The organism is Polyangium sp. 6x1 (genome assembly GCF_029946515.1).
Classification (GTDB): Bacteria; Myxococcota_A; Polyangia; order Polyangiales; family Polyangiaceae; genus Polyangium.
In genome coordinates, this window is the sequence record NZ_JARZHH010000010.1 from 73,184 (window position 1) to 90,961 (window position 17,778).

At 69.4% G+C, this 17,778-nt stretch carries 14 protein-coding genes; 5 read left to right on the forward strand and 9 right to left on the reverse strand.

All coding sequences use genetic code 11. The annotated features are described in order from the left end of the window. Positions 1-21 precede the first annotated feature (21 nt). From QHF85_RS12715 to QHF85_RS12730, 4 genes are all read right to left on the reverse strand, one after another. Positions 22-1,818, reverse strand: coding sequence for a long-chain fatty acid--CoA ligase (locus QHF85_RS12715; protein WP_281327411.1), 1,797 nt, complete (start codon positions 1,816-1,818; stop codon positions 22-24). Between the two features lie 67 nt (positions 1,819-1,885). Further along, positions 1,886-2,992, reverse strand: coding sequence for a hypothetical protein (locus QHF85_RS12720; protein WP_281327412.1), 1,107 nt, complete (start codon positions 2,990-2,992; stop codon positions 1,886-1,888). A 22-nt stretch (positions 2,993-3,014) separates the two neighbouring features. Continuing rightward, positions 3,015-3,746, reverse strand: coding sequence for a hypothetical protein (locus tag QHF85_RS12725; protein ID WP_281327413.1), 732 nt, complete (start codon positions 3,744-3,746; stop codon positions 3,015-3,017). 62 nt (positions 3,747-3,808) lie between these two features. Then, positions 3,809-3,964 carry a hypothetical protein gene (locus tag QHF85_RS12730; RefSeq protein ID WP_281327414.1) on the reverse strand — a complete coding sequence of 52 codons (156 nt, stop codon included), beginning with the start codon at positions 3,962-3,964 and terminating at the stop codon, positions 3,809-3,811. A gap of 135 nt (positions 3,965-4,099) precedes the next feature. Here QHF85_RS12730 and QHF85_RS12735 point away from each other — a divergent pair, with 135 nt between their 5' ends. Next, the gene (locus QHF85_RS12735) at positions 4,100-6,664 is read left to right on the forward strand and encodes a hypothetical protein (protein WP_281327415.1); all 2,565 of its coding nucleotides are present in this window, start codon (positions 4,100-4,102) and stop codon (positions 6,662-6,664) included. Between the two features lie 34 nt (positions 6,665-6,698). On the opposite strand, the gene QHF85_RS12740 is transcribed toward QHF85_RS12735, so the two are convergent. Continuing rightward, positions 6,699-6,887 carry a hypothetical protein gene (locus QHF85_RS12740; RefSeq protein ID WP_281327416.1) on the reverse strand — a complete coding sequence of 63 codons (189 nt, stop codon included), beginning with the start codon at positions 6,885-6,887 and terminating at the stop codon, positions 6,699-6,701. A gap of 432 nt (positions 6,888-7,319) precedes the next feature. Here QHF85_RS12740 and QHF85_RS12745 point away from each other — a divergent pair, with 432 nt between their 5' ends. Then, on the forward strand, positions 7,320-7,619 hold the full coding sequence (locus QHF85_RS12745; protein ID WP_281327417.1) for a hypothetical protein: 300 nt from the start codon (positions 7,320-7,322) through the stop codon (positions 7,617-7,619). 2 nt (positions 7,620-7,621) lie between these two features. Here QHF85_RS12745 and QHF85_RS12750 read toward each other — a convergent pair whose 3' ends face one another. Beyond that, a complete protein-coding gene (locus QHF85_RS12750; RefSeq protein WP_281327418.1) occupies positions 7,622-8,233 on the reverse strand; it encodes a class I SAM-dependent methyltransferase in 612 nt (203 codons plus the stop codon). Further along, on the reverse strand, positions 8,230-9,252 hold the full coding sequence (locus QHF85_RS12755) for a glycosyltransferase family 2 protein (protein WP_281327419.1): 1,023 nt from the start codon (positions 9,250-9,252) through the stop codon (positions 8,230-8,232). Before QHF85_RS12755 ends, QHF85_RS12750 begins: the two co-directional genes overlap by 4 nt. 87 nt (positions 9,253-9,339) lie before the next feature. On the opposite strand from QHF85_RS12755, the gene QHF85_RS12760 reads away from it, so the two are divergent. After that, positions 9,340-10,290: an NAD-dependent epimerase/dehydratase family protein gene (locus tag QHF85_RS12760; protein ID WP_281327420.1), complete on the forward strand. Its 951-nt coding sequence runs from the start codon at positions 9,340-9,342 to the stop codon at positions 10,288-10,290. Here the strand turns inward: QHF85_RS12760 and QHF85_RS12765 are convergent, their stop codons facing one another. Beyond that, entirely contained in the window at positions 10,291-10,701 is a 411-nt protein-coding gene (locus QHF85_RS12765) for a helix-turn-helix transcriptional regulator (protein ID WP_281327421.1), read from the reverse strand. Between the two features lie 86 nt (positions 10,702-10,787). Between QHF85_RS12765 and QHF85_RS12770 the strand changes: the two genes are divergently transcribed. After that, positions 10,788-11,744 (forward strand): GDP-L-fucose synthase, encoded by a 957-nt coding sequence (locus QHF85_RS12770; protein WP_348652735.1) that lies wholly within the window; start codon positions 10,788-10,790, stop codon positions 11,742-11,744. 360 nt (positions 11,745-12,104) lie between these two features. Continuing rightward, complete coding sequence (locus QHF85_RS12775; protein ID WP_281327423.1) at positions 12,105-14,900, forward strand: hypothetical protein; 2,796 nt, start codon at positions 12,105-12,107, stop codon at positions 14,898-14,900. Positions 14,901-15,233: 333 nt separating this feature from the next. On the opposite strand, the gene QHF85_RS12780 is transcribed toward QHF85_RS12775, so the two are convergent. Further along, positions 15,234-17,642: a hypothetical protein gene (locus QHF85_RS12780; RefSeq protein WP_281327424.1), complete on the reverse strand. Its 2,409-nt coding sequence runs from the start codon at positions 17,640-17,642 to the stop codon at positions 15,234-15,236. Positions 17,643-17,778: the final 136 nt, after the last annotated feature.

The window sequence follows — 17,778 nt, forward strand, 5'->3', positions numbered from 1 at the left end:
GGAGCGGAGGCGCCCGGGGGGTCAGGCGTCCTGAGCGCCCTCGTACATCCGGTCGATTTCGTGGGCGTAGCGGTCGTAGACGACGCGTCGCTTGAGCTTCAGGGTGGGCGTGAGCTCACCACTCTCGATCGTGAAGGGGCGGTCGAGGATGTGAAATTTCTTCACGGTCTCCACGCGAGCGAGCGTGGAATTCACACTGTCGACCGCCTTCTGTACTGCGGCCACCACGGAGGGATCGCTGCGTAGCTTGTCCAGATCCGCCCCGGGTGAGCCCGCGAGCTCGCCGGCGGCGGCCGGATCGATGACGACGAGCGCCGTGAGGAACTTGCGCCGGTCGCCGATGACCACGGCCTCGGCGATGGGCGGGTGGTTCTTCAGGGCCGCCTCGATGTTCTTCGGGGCGATGTTTTTCCCGCCCGCCGTGATGATGATTTCCTTCTTGCGGCCCGTGATCGACAGGAAGCCGTCCTTGTCGAACTGACCGAGGTCGCCCGAGTGCAGCCAGCCGTCCTGGAGCGTGTCGGCCGTCGCTTGCGGCTCTTTGTAGTAGCCGAGGAACACGTTCGGGCCCTTCACCAGGATCTCGCCGTCCTCGGCGATCTTCACGTCGACGCCGTCGAGCTTCGTGCCGACAGTGCCGAGCTTCATGTCGTTTCCGCGGTTGAACGTGGTCGGGCCCGTGTCCTCGCTCTGGCCGTAGACCTCGGAGACGATGATGTCGAGGCTCGCGAAAAACTCGAGGATCTCCTTGGCCACGGGCGCGGCGCCGGACACGCACGTGCGCGCGCGCGACATGCCGATCGCCGCCTTCAGCTTGTTGAACACGAGCTTCTGCGCGAGCTTGTACTGGAGCGCGAGCGCGCCTTCGGGCGTGCGGCCGCGCATCTTCACCGCCGTCGCCTCGCGCGCGACGTCCATCGCCCACGTGACGAGCGCCTTCTTCGCGCCCTTGGCCTCCTTGAGTTTGCCCTGGACGCCGGCGTGGAACTTCTCCCAGATGCGCGGGACGCCGAAGAAGAGCGTCGGCTGCACTTCCTTGAGGTTGTCCGGGACCTTGTCGATGCTCTCGGCGAAATAGGCCGATCCGCCCATCGTGATGCAGCCGTGGATGGTGAAGATCTGCTCGGCGATGTGCGAGAGCGGCAGGTACGAGAGCACGCAGTCCTGCGCGGCGCCGCCCACGAGCTTCTGCGCCGCGTCCGAGGTCCACGCGAGGTTCTGGTGCGAGAGCATCACGCCCTTGGGCGGTCCGGTCGTGCCGGACGTGTAGATCAGCGTGGCGAGGCCCTGCGGTTCGAGCGCGGCGATCCGCGCGAAAAACGCTTCGTCGGTGACGTCCTTGCCCTTGTCGAGGAACGCGTCGTACGAGGCGACGAGCGGGTGATCGATGCGGGGCGCGCCGCGCATCGTGACGACCTGCTTCAGGCGCGGCAGCTCGCCGAGCATCTTCTCGATCTTCGCCCACTGCCCGGCGTCCTCGACGAGGACGATCTCGCTCTCGGCGTGGTGGACGATGTACGCGACTTCCTCGGGCGAGCACGTCGTGTAGATGCCGGCAGGCGCGCCGCCCGCGGCCATGGCGGCGACGTCGAAGGCGGCCCACTCGGACCGGTTGAAGCCGAGGATGCACACGGTGAAGCCCGGCTTCTGGCCGAGCGCGATCATCGCCTTGCCCAGGCGTTTGACCTCGTCCGCGAGCTCCCGGTAGCTCTTCGGCCGGTAGACGCCGCCCGATTTGATGTGGTGGGCAGGCGCGTCGGGCCTGCGTTCGGCCTGCTTGAAGAGCCGGGAAGGAATGGTGTCGTTCGGCGTGGACATGGGACGCGGAGTGTAATCGAGCCACGCGCCGTTCGTTGCACCCGAAAAACGAACGCAGACGTAAGAGTCAGCGCGGCTTCGGCGGCGGGGGCGGCTCGGGCGCGGGGCCTTCGGACGAGGTCGGCGCGGGGCGCGGCGGAGGTCGGGCCGGCACCTCGTCCTCGACCGGGCCTCTTTGCCGTCCTGCCGCGGCGCGCAAGGCGATCACACGCGTCACGAGCTCGGTCGCCTCGTCCGTCGACATGTCCACGCGCGCCGAGATGCGCGGGCCCTCCGCGCCGATCCGCAGCCGCTCCAGGATCGGTCCGAGGCCCATCAGGCGCACGAGCATGTCGCCCGATTGCGCGGCGCGTTTCCCCTCGAAAATTCGCGCCAGATCGGCGCACGGGGCCGCCGCGTCGCAGGCCACGACCCCGGACAAACCGACGCGCTCGCCGATCGTCACCGAGAGCCCGAGGCCGACGACCGACGCGGCCGGCGAGCCCTGCGCTCCGTTGAGGGCGATCTCTTCGAGGAGCGTGCGCCGCTGCTCGGGCGTGAGCACCACCGTCACGCGCAGCGCGCCCGGGCCCACCTCCGCCGCGAGCTTCGTGTGATCTCCGTCAGCGCGCGCGTTCGGGACGCGGCCTTCCGCCGCGTCGATCATCGCCCGCAGGTAGCTGCCCGCGCCGAGCAGGATGGGCCCGCCCTCGCGCACGGCGATCTCGGCGCCGCTCGTCGACTGGCTCGCGTCGCGGACCGTGCGAAACCCGCCGATCGGGTTCACGACGGAGCGGCCGCCGCGCGCCTCGATGACCTTGCTCGCGCAGGCGAGCAGGGCGTCCGGGTCGATCGTGCCCGAGGCGACGAGGCCGAAGTCGCCGTCGCCGCCGTTCGCGGGCACGGCCACGCCGAGCTCGGTGAGGCCCGCCATGGGGTCTGTGCCGCAGACGTCGCGGACCTTGCCGAGGCCGGGGATTTCACGGGTCTCGGAGAGCAGGGGCGCGAAGGCGTTCGAGCGCCGCAGGGCGCCGAGGTCGGCCGTGGCGACGAGGAGCGCACCTTCGGGGATCGCGTCGAGCGTCCCGGGCAGCGGGCGCGCCATCTCGCGTTTTTGCCAGACCCAGGCGACGGCCGCGACGACCACCACCGCGGCGGCCGCGAACACGAGGGCGTTGCGCGTGCGCGTCTGCACGGGCCGAGCCCTACCACGTTTTTCACGGGACCGCGCGCGTCGGCTTTCGCGAGGCGCGTCGCGCGCGCCAGGCTGCTTCCCGCTCGGGCGACCACGTCGTGCGGTGGAGCCAGTCGAAGAGCGGCACCGTGACGTTGAAGTTCCAGCGTTTCATGAGCCGCGGCTCGTGGTGCCGGCGGTGATGCTCGCGCAGGAGGGAGATGATGCCGAGGCGGGAAATCGGGTGCTCGGGCGGCAGGTGGTAGGCGAGGTGGAGCCACTCGTACGACAGGAAAAACACCATCGACGTCGCGACCCCGAGCATGGCCACGTTCGTCCCGAGGAAATGCGAAAGGCCGATCCCGAGCGGCAAAACGAGCGTGAGGAAGACCAGCACGATCGCGTAGGGCGGCATGAGGATGAGCCACATTTCGCGCGGGCTCTTCATGGCCATGTCGCGGTCGGTGTAGATGACGTGGTGCGAGAGCTCGTGCCGCTCGTAGATCACGCCGAGCAGCGGCATCCGTCGATGCAGGATGTCCTTGTGCGCGCGCCACTCGAAGCCGAAGCCCGCGAAGAGCGTGATCGGCACCGTGAGGAGCTCGATCGGCCGGAGCGCCGCGATCCCGAGGAGCGACGCCACGAGCACGGAGAGGCCGAGCAAGGTGGGAAAGGCGAGGTGGAAGGCGGGGCTGTAGCCCGGCGGGATCTCTGCGACGATGGCGGCGCGCTTTTCGTCGCGGATCGAAGCGAGATCTCGCGCGGCCTCCTCCATGCCTCGACGCTACGTTCTGCAAATGCAGAATGCAAGGCGCCGATGATGGCCTGCGCCCTGGATCAGCCGGTGTCCTTCGACGGGCCCGTCCCCTTGGTGCGGCGCTCGAAGTAGCCGCCGATGGCCTCGCCGATCCGCGGGACGATCGAGTGGATGACCACGAGCCCGACCAGGAAGGCCACCAGCGCGAGCTCTCGGGGGGTGCCAAAGGCGGACATGCGCTGGATTCTTACCACCAGAAAGGCGAGCGGATCGGCCCAAATGTTGGAACGATCCCCGCCTTGGACGTAGGAAGGGAAGACCCGAGGGCGCGCGCGTTGACAGGCTGGCGCATCGGGTCGAAGGATCACGCCGTGCCCGCGATGGAGGAAGCCCCGAACACGCCGCGTCGCGACGTGATCCTGATCGCGGACGCCTCCGCCGAAGGGCAAACGATCGCGTCGGCGCTGCGCGCACAAGGCTTCGCCGTGGCCTTCGCCCCGATCGAGCGGCTCGAAGCGCGCGTGCTCGACGAGTCGCCGCGGGTGCTGCTCGTCGACATCGATCAGCCCGGCGCGCGCGACGCCATCGAGCGGCTGCGCGAGTTGCCCGGCGGCGAGGACGCCGAGCTGGTTTGTCTGGGCAGCCGCATCCGCGCCGCGGAGATCGGCGCGCACTCCACCGCCGGCCGCTCCTTCGCGCGGCCGCTCGACATCCACGCCATCGTCGCCCAGATCGCCGCGCTCGCCGACCCAGCGCCGCTCGACGACGACTCGATCGTCGACGACCGCGGCGCCGCGGCGATCCGCCCCGGCGAGACCTTGCCCCCCGGGCTGCTCGACGACGGCACCGGCGCGTTTCCGCCAGCCTTTCAGTCCGCGTTCCCCGGCGCGCCCGAGATCGCCGAGATGGGCGTGTCGATCTTCCCGCCCGACGAGAGCGACGGGCCGTCGCCGCCGACGCTCTTGCCCACGCACCCCATGCAGCTCTCGCCCGAGCTCATGGGCTTGCTCGCCGCGGCCGAGCAACGCGTGCTCGCAGAGACGCCTTCGTCCTCCACGCCTCCGCAGGCCGCCGAGGAGGAGGTGGACCTCGTCCTCGGCGACGAGTTCCTCGCCATCCTCGAAGAGCCGCTCGACGCCGAGGCGGACAGCTCCCAGTCGGATCTCGGCAACACGGGCGGAATCGATCCGGGCACGGGGCCCAACGCGCTCAGCATCACGACGGGCCAGTTCGCCCTGACCGAAGGCAACACGACCGCGCCGAACCCCCCGGTCTCGTCGTCCGCAGCCATCGAGCCGCCGAGCGTGGGCGACCTCGTGCTCGACATGCCACCCACGCCCCAGCCGAGCGAGCCAACCGGCAAGACGGCGCCCGCGGGATCGACGCCGCGTTCGCCGGAGCTCCGCGGCGCCTCTTCGGAGGCCCCCGTGACGGCGTGGGAGCCGCGCCCGAGCCGCATCACCGACGACGCCGGCACGCCCGTCCGGCCGACGGAGACGACCGCGGCCTCCCGCGCGATCGAGTCGCGCCCCACGTCCGTGCCCACGCCGCCGCGCCCGCCGCCGCCCGTGATCGAGCCCATGATCGATGTCGCGCCGCCGACGGTCTTCCCTGCCCGATGGACCGTTCCGAGCATGCCGCGCCTCTCTCCGACGCTTGGGGGCTACGCTCCGGCGAGCGGAGCTACGCCCCCAAACCTCTCTTCGACGCTTGGGGGCTACGCTCCGGCGAGCGGAGCTACGCCCCCAAACCCCCAGTCGCCGCCAACGGCCCCCAGCATCCTCGGTCGAGCCTCGGACGCCCCGCCGCCTTCGGTTCGTCTCGCCCCGCCCGTGCCGCCGCCGCCGGCGCCGGTTCCGTCCTCGCGGCCTGCGCATGCCTCGCAGGACGCGCGGAGTGAGCAGGCCACGGTGCTCGGTCCCGGCGATGCGCCGCGCGCGCTCGCCCGGGCCATCGCCAGCCGCGCCACGGGCTCGCTCGCGATCCATGAAGGCGGCTCCGTGCGTCGCGTCGTCCTCCAGGATGGGGACGTGGTCACGGCTGGGTCGGGCGTCGCCGACGAGGCGCTCCTTTCGTTTCTCTCGGCGCGCGGCGACCTCGAGCGCGACGTCGCGCATCGGCTCGCTGGCAAGCTCCCGCCCTCGGGCCGGCACGCGGGCGCCGCGCTCATCGCGCACGGATTTCTCCAGCAGGACGCGCTCTGGCCCGTGCTCCGCGCGCACGCCGAGTGGATCATCGGCCGGGCGATCCTCGTCGAGTCCGGCACGCTGGAGCTCGAGTCCGAGCCGCCGGGCCGCCTGCGCGCCGAGCCCAACGTGTTCGGCGGCGCCACCGGGGCCGAGGTCTTCGTCGAGATCGTCCGGCGCGTGATCCCGCCCGAGGCCGCGTTTGTCCGTCTCGGCGGCGCGGCTGCGCGCTTCGACGCGGGCCCGCGCATGTCGCTCCTCTCCGAGTGCGCGCTCTTGCCTGACGAAGCGGCGCTCGTGGGGCAGGCACCGGGGGTGACCGTGGGCGAGCTCGCGGGCCGATCGGGCCCCGACATCACGCCGCTGTTCTACGCGCTCGTTTGCCTGGAGGTGCTCGTGGCGCTCACGCCGGCGCGGCCCGCCACGGCCGACCGTCGGCCCGCGGAGGATCCGCTCGACGAGGAGGCGATCCGCATGCGGGTGCGGGCGCGCGTCGCGCTCGTCGAGGACGGCGACTACTTCGCGCTGCTCGGCATCGGGCGCACGGCGACGAGCTACGAGATCCGGCGGGCCTACCTGGAGCTTCGGCGCTTCTTCGAGCCTTCGCGCCTGCTCACGGCGGCGACGGCCGATCTCCAGGGCGACGTGCGCCTGGTGATCGAGGTGCTCGACGAGGCGTACGAGATTTTGAAGGATGGGACGCGGCGGGAGCGCTACCGGCGAGCGATCGAGGCGGGGCCGCCGGCTTGAGGCGAACGGCCCTCACGCCGGGGTGAGGGCCTCGTCATTCCGCGTCGGGCGTCCTCGACGACCGCACGGACTCGGGGGGCAGGCCCTCGAGGATGTCGACGACGTGCGAGGCGAGCGAGTGCGCGAGCGAGAGCTCGTGCTGGGCCGCGGCGTTGACCCCGAAGCCGCGGGTGTCGGCGAGCGCATCGGCCAGCGCTTGCGCGAGGGAGAGCGCTCGCGTCACGGGGGAGACGTCGTCCGCACGGCCCGTCGCCGGGGGACGTGCATCGCTGGGCTCGCTCGTATCGGGCTGGGCACCAGGAGGAGTACGTTGTCCGTGGGAGATCGATAAATCGAGCGCCATGGGCTGAGCCTCGCAGTTCGTGGACGTGGATCGCGCGCGGGATCAGCCCATGCAAGCCCGCGGCCAGGGCGTGGAAAGGCCTTCGCTGCGAGAGGGTTCGTCCAGCCGGGGCGCAGGGGAGCACCGGGGACGAGAGGTTCGCGGAAGGTTTGTCGGGGGAGACCTGCCGTGCGATGCGTCAACGTGGGTTGGATGTGAGAGGCAGGATCCAACGCGGGGAGGAGCCGAGATCCGGCGCCTCGGAGAGGATCGAGCCGTGCGCGAAATGAGCGCACTCGTGGGTTCGCCTGCTCGTTCGATTAGGATGCGAGCATGCGCACCTCCAAGAAGCTCCTGCGCGCGCTCGCGCTCGCTTCGTTCCTCTTGCCGGTCCTCACCCAAGGTTGCGGCGACGACCTCACGGCGTACCGATGTTTCACCTGGCCGCAGGCGTCAGGCGACGACCCGAACGTGTGCCCCGGGGACGAGCGGGCGAGCGACATCATCGCGCGCGACAATCCGAACCCCTTCACCATCGTCAGCGATGGCCTGCTCGACGACGGTCGATGCTGCTACGAGGTGGAGGAGGAGTCCTCGTCCGGCTGCAACGGGAGCCTCCACCCCGGCTGGTGAGCCTACGGACGCGGCTCGGCCAGCGCGAGGATCCACGGGTACGACGTCCGCAGCTCCAGCACCTCGAAGTCGGGTTCGAGCAGCGCACGGAACGAGCCGAGGCCCCAGTGGTTCTTGTGGTCGATGTCGTTGCCGAAGCGCGAGACGTTTTTCCCGCGCAGCAAGTTCGACAGCATGAAGAACGGCTCGTGCGGCACCGAGAGCAGCGCGCGCCTCGCCCCGAGCTTGCGCAGCTCCGCGAGCGCCCGGCGCGGATCGTCGAGGTGCTCGAGGACCTCGCAGCACACGACGACGTCGGGCTTCTTCGCGAGGAAGCCGAGGTCGTAGATCGAGCCCACGTGCGCCTCGATGCGCGGGAAGTGGCGGCGCAGGCGTGCCACGTCGTCCGGGTTGTACTCGACGCCGACGAAGCTCGTGTCTTCGAGCTTCTCCGACAGGTAGCCCGAGAGGAACCCTTCGCCGCAGCCGACCTCGAGCACCGTGCGCGCCGGCAGGGCTTCGAGGAACATCGAGTGCAGCGTCGCGGCGAAGCGGCGGATCAGCATCCGCTGCACGGGGTTTTGGCTTCGGTACTTCTGCGTCTCGAAGCGGTCGAAGTACGCGTCGGGGATCACAGGGTTTCCTCGCGGATCGGCGGCTCGTCTTCGAGGTGACGGGTCTGGCTCTGGTACGTCAAGAACTCGCCGATGAAGCCCATCGAGAAGAGCTGGATGCCCGTGACGATCATGAGCACCCCGAGAATGAGCAGCGGCCGGTCGCCGATCTTGTGCCCGAAGCACCAGAGCACCGTCAGGTAGAGCTCGATCAGCATGCCGATCCCCGCGAGCGTCAGGCCCGCGAAGCCGAAGAGGTGCATCGGCCTCTTCTGGTACCGCGTCAGGAAGAGCACGCTGAGCAGGTCGAACGAGCCTCGCAGGATGCGCTCGAGCCCGTAGCGCGAAGAGCCGTACTTGCGCGCGTGGTGCTTGATCGGGATCTCGGTGACGCTGAAGCCCTGCGAGGCCGCGAGCGCCGGGATGAACCGGAACAGGTCGCCGTAGATCGGGATCGAGCGGATGACCTCGCACCGGTACGCCTTGAAGCCGCAGTTCATGTCGTGCAGCTTCACGCCCGTCAGGAGGCCGACGGTGCCGTTGAAGATCCGCGAGAGGAAGAGGCGGTTCGTCGGGTCGAGCCGCTGCACCTTCCAGCCGACGACGACGTCGTTGCCTTCCTCCAGCTTGGTGAGGAAGTTCGGAAGGTCCGCGGGATCGTCCTGGAGATCGGCGTCCATCGTCACGAAGATCGTGCCGCGCGCCTTGCGAAAGCCGGCCGTGAGGGCCTGGGCCTTGCCGAAGTTCTTGCGCAGCCGCACGCCCCGCACGGCCGGGTTCTCCGAGGCGAGGCGCTTGATCACGGACCACGAGTCGTCCGTGCTGCCGTCGTCCACGAAGATGAGCTCGTACTGCTCCTTGCCGGAGAGCGCCTCGTCGATGCGCCGAGCGAGCTCGGGCAGGCTCGCCGCCTCGTTCAGGCCCGGGACCACGAGCGAGACGCGCGGGAGGATGACCACCGGGCTCTCGGCCGCCTTTCGGGCCAGGGCGATGGCAGGGGGCTCGCCCGGAGAGGGCTGGGTGATGTCCACGGCGCTCACGGCGGCGGAGGATAGCAGAACGGTCCGTCCGCACGAGCCCTCGGAGTGGAGGCAAGGCGAGATCGTGGTGCTACCCTCGCGCGCGCGATGAAGCTGCTCGTGACCGGCATCGCCGGATTCATCGGATCCCACCTCGCCGAGCGCCTGCTCGATCGAGGCGACACGGTCGTCGGCCTCGACAGCTTCGATCCTTTCTACGCACGCTCGATCAAGGAGCGAAACCTCGCCCGCGTCCGCGGCCGCGCCCACGTCGTCGAGGCCGACCTGCTCGACGAGGCGGCCGTCGCGGAGATCCTCTCGGCCACGGACTTCGACGTCGTCGTGCACCTCGCGGGCCTCGCGGGCGTGCGCCCGAGCCTCGCCGCGCCGGCCCGCTACCAGCGCGTGAACGTCGAGGGCACGACGCGCCTCGCCGAGCTCGCCCGCGCGCGCGGCGTGCGCCGCTTCGTGTTCGCGTCGAGCTCCTCGGTCTATGGAGCGAGCAAGCGCCTGCCTTTCGCCGAGGACGACCGCGCCGACGAGCCGATGAGCCCGTACGCCGCGAGCAAGCGCGCCGCGGAGCTCGTGCTGCGCGCCCTCGTGCACACGCAGGGGATCGGGGTCACCTCGCTCCGCTACTTCACGGTCTACGGCCCACGGCAGCGCCCGGAGATGGCCATCCACGCCTTCTGCCGCGCCATCGATCGCGGCGAGACGATCGAGCTCTACGGCACGGGCGAGGCGAGCCGCGACTACACCTACGTCGACGACGTGATCGACGGCACGCTGCGCGCGATCGATCGGGTCGGCGAGGGCTACCGCGTGTACAACCTCGGCGCTGGGGGCACGCCGACGACGCTCCACGAGGTCGTCGATCTGCTCGCCGAGGCCCTCGGCAAGCCTGCGCGCGTGCATCGCGGCCCGGCCGTCGTTGGCGACGTCGAGCACACGATCGCGGACATCCGCGCCGCCAGGGACGCGCTCGGCTACGAGCCGAAGACGGCGATTCGCGAGGGGATCCGCAAATTCGTGGCGTGGTACCTCAACCCGCCGACGTAGTCACCGCGCCTTCGGCCGTGCCCCGCTCGCCCGGTGTTGCGTGCGTTTCCTCTTCCGGGGCACGAGCTCCGGCAGGGGACCGTGCTTCGCCAGGATCTCGCCGAGCGCCTCGTCGGAGAGCGTCCGCGAGAGCGCGATGACCGCGTGGCGCAGGCTCTCGTCCGGGGACACGACGAGGTCGACGAGCTCCACGTCGAGCCCTTCGAGCGCCTCGGCGATGCGCTGGAGCGTCTCGACGGTGGGGTTGGCGAGCCCGTGCTCGATGCTGGAGATGTGGCCCTTGTTGGCGAGCGCCTCGGGCGCGTGACCTTCGGCCACCTCCTCCTGGGTCAGCCCGGCGGCGAGCCGGAACGCCTTCACGCGCTCGCCGATCGTGAGAAAAAGCTTCTTGGGGCGGACTCTGCGCGGCATGTGCTTCTCGTTACTTCTCGATCGGTTCGCTGCGCCGAGCGTGTGCGGGTGGTATCGCCTTCGGTAAGGTCGTGCTTGCCATGCCGATGTTCCCTCTCTCTGACTCCAAGATCCTCGTCACGGGCGGCGCCGGGTTCCTCGGCTCGCACGTCGTGGAAGTGCTGAAGGCGCGTGGCGCGCGGCAGATCGTGGTCCCTCGCTCGGCCGAGTTCGATCTGACGGACGCCCACGCGACGCGATCTCTCTTCGAAACGCACCGACCCGACCTCGTCTTGCATCTCGCCGCGCGCGTCGGTGGGATCGGCGCGAACCGGCGCCACCCCGGCACGTTCTTCCGCGACAACATGGCGATGGGCCTGCACGTCCTCGAAGAGGCGCGGCGCGCAGGGACCCCCAAAGTTGTCGTCGCTGGTACCATTTGTGCCTATCCGAAGTTCGCTCCCGTCCCGTTCCGGGAAGAGGATCTCTGGAACGGGTATCCGGAGGAGACGAATGCCCCGTACGGCATCGCCAAGAAGGCGCTGCTCGTCATGGCGCAGGCGTACCGGAAAGAGTTCGGGTCGAAGTTTGTCGTCGTCTTCCCGGTGAACCTCTATGGCCCGCGGGACAACTTCGACCTCGAGGACTCGCACGTGATTCCGGCGATGATCCGCAAGTTCGTCGAGGCGCGGCGCGCCGGGGAGCGGTCGGTCGTGCTCTGGGGCGACGGGTCGCCGACGCGGGAGTTCCTCTACGTGGAGGACGCGGCCGAGGGGCTCGTGCGTGCGGCGGAGCGGTACGACGGCGAGGAGCCGGTGAACCTCGGCGCGGGGCGCGAGGTCTCGATGCGGGACCTCGCGGCGACGATCGCGAAGGCCGTGGGCTACGAAGGGGACATCGTCTGGGACAGCGCGCGCCCGAACGGCCAGCCGCGCCGGATGCTCGACGTGTCGCGTGCGCGGGAATGGTTCGGGTTCGAGGCGCGGACGACGCTCGAAGAGGGGCTCGGGAAGACGATCGCCTGGTACGAGGAGAATCGGGGGCGGATCGTCGACAAGGCGTGATCTGGGTCTGCCCCGGAGATGTCGAGGGCAGGTGAGGGGGGATCCTCGTGGGCTCCGGGGATGGGCGGGGGGAGGCACGGAGGATCCTCCCCCGAGCAGATTCCGAGCTGGGTCAGGGCGGGGGTGATCCGGCCGAGGTCATGGGGCGCGTGGGGGTGGATCGGGTCGGGTGTTCGCGGCTCACGGCGTGAGCGGGGGTAGGTGACGGGTCACCTTGGCGCTTCTTGGCATGTTCGGGGGTGGGTGACGCCCGCATCGCCCGCCCGGCGCTTCCCCCGACGCCTCGTTGCTAGAACTTCCCCCCGAATGTATTAGTCTCCCGCGCCGGATCCCGCCCTTACGCCTCCAGACGTTCCCGTGATGCTCCTCGAAATCGTCGTCGCCGCGGCCGAAGCCCTCCGGGCCAGCTTGCCCCTCCTCGCCGGTCTGATCCTCGGCGCGGCCGCCCTGCTCCTCTTCGAGCGTTTCCTCGCGGGCCGCGTCTCCCTCGCCGTCAAGCGCGTCCTCTACGCGGTCTTCCTCCTCGGTGGACTCGGCGCGGGCCTCTTCTTCGCGTGGAAGATCCGATGGCTGTGTGACGACGCGTTCATTTCGTTCCGGTATGCGAGGAACTTCTCCCGCGGCGAGGGGCTCGTCTTCAACCCAGGCGAGTGGGTCGAGGGATACACGAATTTTCTGTGGACGCTGGTGCTCGGGCTCCTCGCCAAGGTCCGGGTCTCGATCCCGCACGCGGGGCTCTTCGGCAACCTCGCGTCGTATGTGCTCGCGGTCGTGTTCGTGGCGCTCGTCGTGCGCAAAGCGAGCCCGAAGCCGGCGATCGTGCCCTTCGCCGCGCTCGCCCTCGCCGCGAGCCGGCCGTTTCACACGTTCGCCTCGTCGGGGCTCGAGACCATGCCCGCCGCGATGCTCGTGGCCGTGGGCATGTGGGCCTCGCTCAAGAAGAATGGCGCGTTCTGGTCGGGGCTTTCGCTCATCGCCGCCGCGCTGACGCGGCCGGATCACCTGCTCCTTTATGGATGCATGGGCCTCGCGATCGTGGCCGAGGACCTCGTCCACCGCGAGGAGAGGCCGTTCTGGAAGCGGCTCGATCTCCGTCGCTATTTCGCGTACGGCGCGCCGTTCGTCCTCTTGTACGTCCCGTATTTTCTCTGGCGCTGGCGCGCGTACGGCGATTTCTTTCCGAATACCTATTACGCAAAATCGGGCAACCTGACGTACTGGTCGCAGGGCGTCGTCTACGCGACGCATTTCCTGTTCACGAGCGGCGCGGCGATCTGGCTCCCGCTCTTCCTCGTCGCGCTCGCGGGGCGGCCTCGCAACCGGGGCGAGACGCGGCTCCGGCTCTTCGCATTCCTTTCGCTCCTGGTCTACGGCCGCTACGTCGTGAAGGTCGGCGGCGATTTCATGGAGCATCGCTTCTTCATCTCGCTCCTGCCGATCCTCGCGGCGACCACCGAGATTTCGGTCCGGTATCGGCTGCGCGAGGTCTCCGCGCCGGTCCGCGCGCTCCTCGGCTCGGCCGCGGCACTCGCCGTCGCGCTCGCAGCCATGCCCGTCCGCGTGCTCAAGCCGTACGAGAAGCGCTGGAACCTCGCCGAAGAGAACACGTTTTACCCGCTGAAGAGCGTCCTGCCGCTCGAATCCGGCTCGACGTACGCGAGCATGGGCGAGCGGCTGCACAAGACGTTCATCGCCCGCGGGCTCAAGCCCCGCCTTTCGATCGATTGCATCGGTCTCGTGGGCTGGTATGCGGACCTGCCGATCGTCGACGCCTACGGACTTGCGAACCGGCGCATCGCGCACAAGCCGATCGAGAAGCGCGGCCGGCCGGGGCACGAGAAGCGCGGCACGGTGGAGGATCTGATCGCAGAAGGCGCGGTCGTGGACCTCGGCAATCCCTGGGGCGAGAAATTCAAGGAAAAGACCCGCGCGAGCGTCGACGGGAGCTCGTTCCATTTCATTCGCTGGGATCCGGACCTCGTGAAGGCGCTGCGCGGCGTGAAGAACACGCAGCTGCCCGATCCGGCCCGCGACATCGCGGCGCTCGCGCGCACGGGCTCGAGGAACGACATCCTCGATTCGATGGAGTTTTACGAGGCCTTCCTGGAGCGCCACCCGGACCGAGAGAAGCTCGTCGGCGAGCTGCGGGGGAGGCTCGCCGAGGTCGCCGATTTCGAGGGCAGTCTCCCGCAGGGCGCGACGATGCGCGGCGAGGGGCTGCGCATCGAGAAGACCCGGCGCACGGGCGCGACGGGCAAGAGCCTGCTCGTCTCGCTGCCAGACGCGGGCGACGGCACGGGGACCGTGGAGATCGACCTCGGCGTCCTCTCGCGGTCGGAGCTTCGTTTTGCGCTGGGCGGCAAAGCAAGCCCCGGCGTGCGCGTCGAGCTCGTCGTCGACGGCGCAGCCCTGCGGACGGCGCGTCCGCGCGTCGACCGAAAGCTCGTGCCCGAGGCCTGGCAGCTCCAGGATTTGCAAGGCCGCCGCGCGACGCTCCGGATCATCGACGAGGACAAGGCGCCGGGGACGGGCCTCTACATCGACGGGATTCACTGGTCCGAGGGCACGAAGGACGACATCCGCGCGCGGCTCCGCGCAGGCGCGATGGGCAATGCTGCCATCGACCTCTTCCGCGCGGCCCGCGCAGAGCTACCCGACGCCGATCCCGACGTGATCGCGTTCGCGACGACGGGATTTTCGGTGCATTACAGCTTCGACGAGGCCTTCCCCCAGGGGACCGAGGTGACGGGCACGGCGTTCGGCAAGGCGCCGACGACGAGCGCAACCGGCAATCAGCAAGACGTGACGGGCTTCGTCGGCCGCGCCTTCGTGAACGGCTATCACGGCGGGGACGCGGCGAAGGGCAAGCTCGCACTGCCAATGATGGCGCTCGACGGCCACCCCGTGCACGTCCTCGTGGGCGGCGGCAAGGATTGTCAGAAGACGTTCGTGGGCCTAGAGGTCGAAGGGCGCATCGTGGCACGCGCCTGCGGCAAGCAGGACGAGATCCTCCGGCCCGCCGAGCTCTCGACGAGCGCATACGTCGGCAAGCAAGGGCGCGTCGTGATCGTCGACGAATCCACAGGGAACTGGGGGCACCTCATCGCAGACGACGTGCTCGTGGCCGCACCCCCCCGGGCCGCGCGCCTGAATTGAGCTGGGTTTCATCGAGGAGGCGCTGCGCTGGGGCGTTGCCCCAGGCCCCACCAGGGGCTGTCCGCCCCTGGACCTGGACCAGCGCAAGCGCTGGACTCGGGGTCGATGAACTGCGCGATGCGCAGTTCATCGAACAGCCGGGTCAAGACCACAAGCGACGCTGCCAACCAAGACAGCAGCGCGGATGGCTCAACCGGCAACGCGGTACCAACGGCCTGTGGGAAGAACTGCGCGCAGCGCAGTTCTTCCCCCTGAGGTCCAGGGCTGGCCCTGGCGCGGGTCGAGGGGCGCGTAGCCCCCGCGGGGCCCGGGGCAGAGCCCCGGCGCGGCGGCTCAGGGAGTGACGGGGATCGTGGGGAGCCCGGGGCGGCGGCGGTAGAGCTCCATGGCATTGAAGCTCCCGTAACGCCGGCGGTTTGCGATGCGGTCGAAGCCGCGCGTGATGTCCGCGGGCTTGGACTTGTCGGGGTAGCAGCCTTCCTCCAGGACCACGTAATGGGCCATCGGGAGCAGGGCTTCGGCCTCTTCCTTGGTCTTCGCGGGTTTGACGGGCGCGGGGAAATCGTCGGCCTCGGGCCCGAAAGGCAGGGGGCGCAGGTCCCGCACGTGGAAGAGGCCTTTGGGCGGCGCCTTGCGCGAGCAGCTCAGGACGGCGGTGAGGTCCACGGGCGTCGCTGGAAGGGGCTTGTCCGGGAGCTTGCCGAGCACGCCGACGGCGATGGGCTTGCGCTCGACGAGATGGGTGGCGAAGTCCCAGAAGAGAAGGTCGGCTGCGATGGAGTTTGCTCCGTCGCTCTCCTTGTCGGGCTCGGCGAAGACGTGCGTGACGCCCATGTCGGAGAGCATCTTGCGCACCCCCTCGGGCGAGCCGGCTGCGCCGTATTCGACGCCGAATTGCCAGAGGTAGGCGTCGAGCACCGTCTTTCGCCACGTCCCCATGTGGGCGTGGTTGTCGGGCCAGATGTGCAAGAGGATCTGCGATCCGACGGGCGTCGCATTGCCGACGTCCTGCCAGTGCCCCTGGATGCCGAAGCGCGCGTCGTATTTCTTCTCGAATCCGGCGCTCAGCAGGTCGATGGCCTCCTTGAGCGGCGATCGCGCGTGCGCGTGCGTCTGGAAGAAATACACGTCGCCGCCCCATACGATCTGGAGCCCGAACGAAGCTGCGAGGGCGACGCGCGCGCTCGTGCCGAACGAGCGCCAGACGAGCAGCGCGATTGCTGCCGTGACCGCCGCCATGAGGGGCATGAGCGCCTGGAGGTACCGGTCCTGGTGATGGACCGAGTACCAGATGAAGACGCCGCCGTGGACGAGCAGCACGACGAGCCAGATTCGCTTCGTCTTCTTCAGGAACGGGAGACAGCCGAGCAGGAGCGTGAATGCCGATCCGAAGACGGGCACGTTTCGGTGGAACTTGGGCCAGTCATTCGGGACGAACGAGAAATCGACGAGCGCGAGGAGCGTCTGGAGCAGGCCCTTCAGATCGCGGGTCGGCGCCCATAATTTGGCCTCGACGTAGCCGTATTTGAATCGATACCCGGCTTGGTCCGTGAAGGGGTGCGCCTTCACCTTCGCGCCGAGCAGCGGGTAGAACGGGTCGCCGTAGAACAGCAGGTTCTTGAGCCAGAGCGGCGAGCTCGCGGCGAGCCCGACGCCGGCGAGCACGAGCGGCGCCACGAGGAAGCGGCGCCGGAGCTCGGGCGGAAGGCGCCCCCGGAACGATTGCACGCCGAGGGTGACGGCTCGAATGCCGACGAGCAGGAGCGGCGGCGGCACGAGCATGATCGCGACCGTCTCCTTCGTGAGCGCCGCGGCGGCGCAGAGGACGCCGAGCACCGCGACGTATCGGAGGTCGAGCTCGCGCAGGGTGCGGAAGAGGACGAGCGCGATCGCCGTGCCGAACATCGCGCCGACGTGATCGGCGCCGCCGCTGACCGAGCTATCGTAGAGCAGGACGCCGGGGAAGACGAAGCGCGCCGCCCAGATCCAGCGGGGATCGGCGCGCGGCACGAGCCGCCGGACGAGGGCTGGGATGCCGGCGACCGTCGTTACCACGAAGAGGGAGAATTCGAGGTGGGCCGCGAGCGTCATCTTGTCGAAGAGGCGCCCGGGGACGAGGAATGCCCACGTGTAAAGGTACGACGTGAAATGCGGACGGGCCGTGAAGACCCAGCCCTCGACGGCCGGCCGCACGGCGCCGCGCACTGCGTAGCTCTCGGCGAGGGCCATGTGCTTCCACCGCGCGTCGAACTGGATGTTCGACGGCGTGAGCACATAAAAATAAACCATTGCCAGGCCGAGCACGCCGAACGCGAGCGCGAGCGCGGAGATGCCGAGCTTCGGCCGGGTCGGGGCTGTGCGGGCGAGGACGCGGCGGATGTGCTGCGCGTGCTTGTAGAGCGGCACGGACACCGCGGCGAGCAGGGCAAGGGGCAGGACGAAAAATGTGGCCGTGCGGTAGAGACCGAGAAGGCCGGCGATGAACATCACCAGCTCGAAGCCGTAGATGCCGAGCGCCATCGAGACCATTGCGTGCTCGAGGAGCGGCATGCGCGTCCGGAGGACCCGGTGGAGCACGACGTGCCCAATGCCGTAGCTCGCCGTCCCGACGACGAGGGTGCCGAGCCAGTAGCCGGCGTAGCGCCAGAAGAGCCACTTCTGGATCGGGTAGTGCGGGTGGACGACCCAACCGAACACCAGGATCCCCGCCACGAGCATCGTCGTGGCCAGGACCGGGCGCACGCGTGCGCGTGCTGCGTCGAGTACGCGTGATCCAGCAGACGGTGCGGGCGCGGCCGAGTCCGACTCCATTGCCGGGGCGGAGTACTCTCCGGCACCTCGCGCGTCAAGCCTGACGTCGCTTCGGAACGAGCGACCT

Excerpts from the sequence above, each read along its gene's own strand:
- QHF85_RS12715 (WP_281327411.1), bottom strand. The coding sequence starts at position 1,818 with ATGTCCACGCCGAACGACACCATTCCTTCCCGGCTCTTCAAGCAGGCC.
- QHF85_RS12725 (WP_281327413.1), bottom strand. The coding sequence starts at position 3,746 with ATGGAGGAGGCCGCGCGAGATCTCGCTTCGATCCGCGACGAAAAGCGC.
- QHF85_RS12730 (WP_281327414.1), bottom strand. The coding sequence starts at position 3,964 with ATGTCCGCCTTTGGCACCCCCCGAGAGCTCGCGCTGGTGGCCTTCCTG.
- QHF85_RS12745 (WP_281327417.1), top strand. The coding sequence starts at position 7,320 with ATGCGCACCTCCAAGAAGCTCCTGCGCGCGCTCGCGCTCGCTTCGTTC.
- QHF85_RS12760 (WP_281327420.1), top strand. The coding sequence starts at position 9,340 with ATGAAGCTGCTCGTGACCGGCATCGCCGGATTCATCGGATCCCACCTC.
- QHF85_RS12765 (WP_281327421.1), bottom strand. The coding sequence starts at position 10,701 with ATGCCGCGCAGAGTCCGCCCCAAGAAGCTTTTTCTCACGATCGGCGAG.
- QHF85_RS12770 (WP_348652735.1), top strand. The coding sequence starts at position 10,788 with ATGTTCCCTCTCTCTGACTCCAAGATCCTCGTCACGGGCGGCGCCGGG.
- QHF85_RS12775 (WP_281327423.1), top strand. The coding sequence starts at position 12,105 with ATGCTCCTCGAAATCGTCGTCGCCGCGGCCGAAGCCCTCCGGGCCAGC.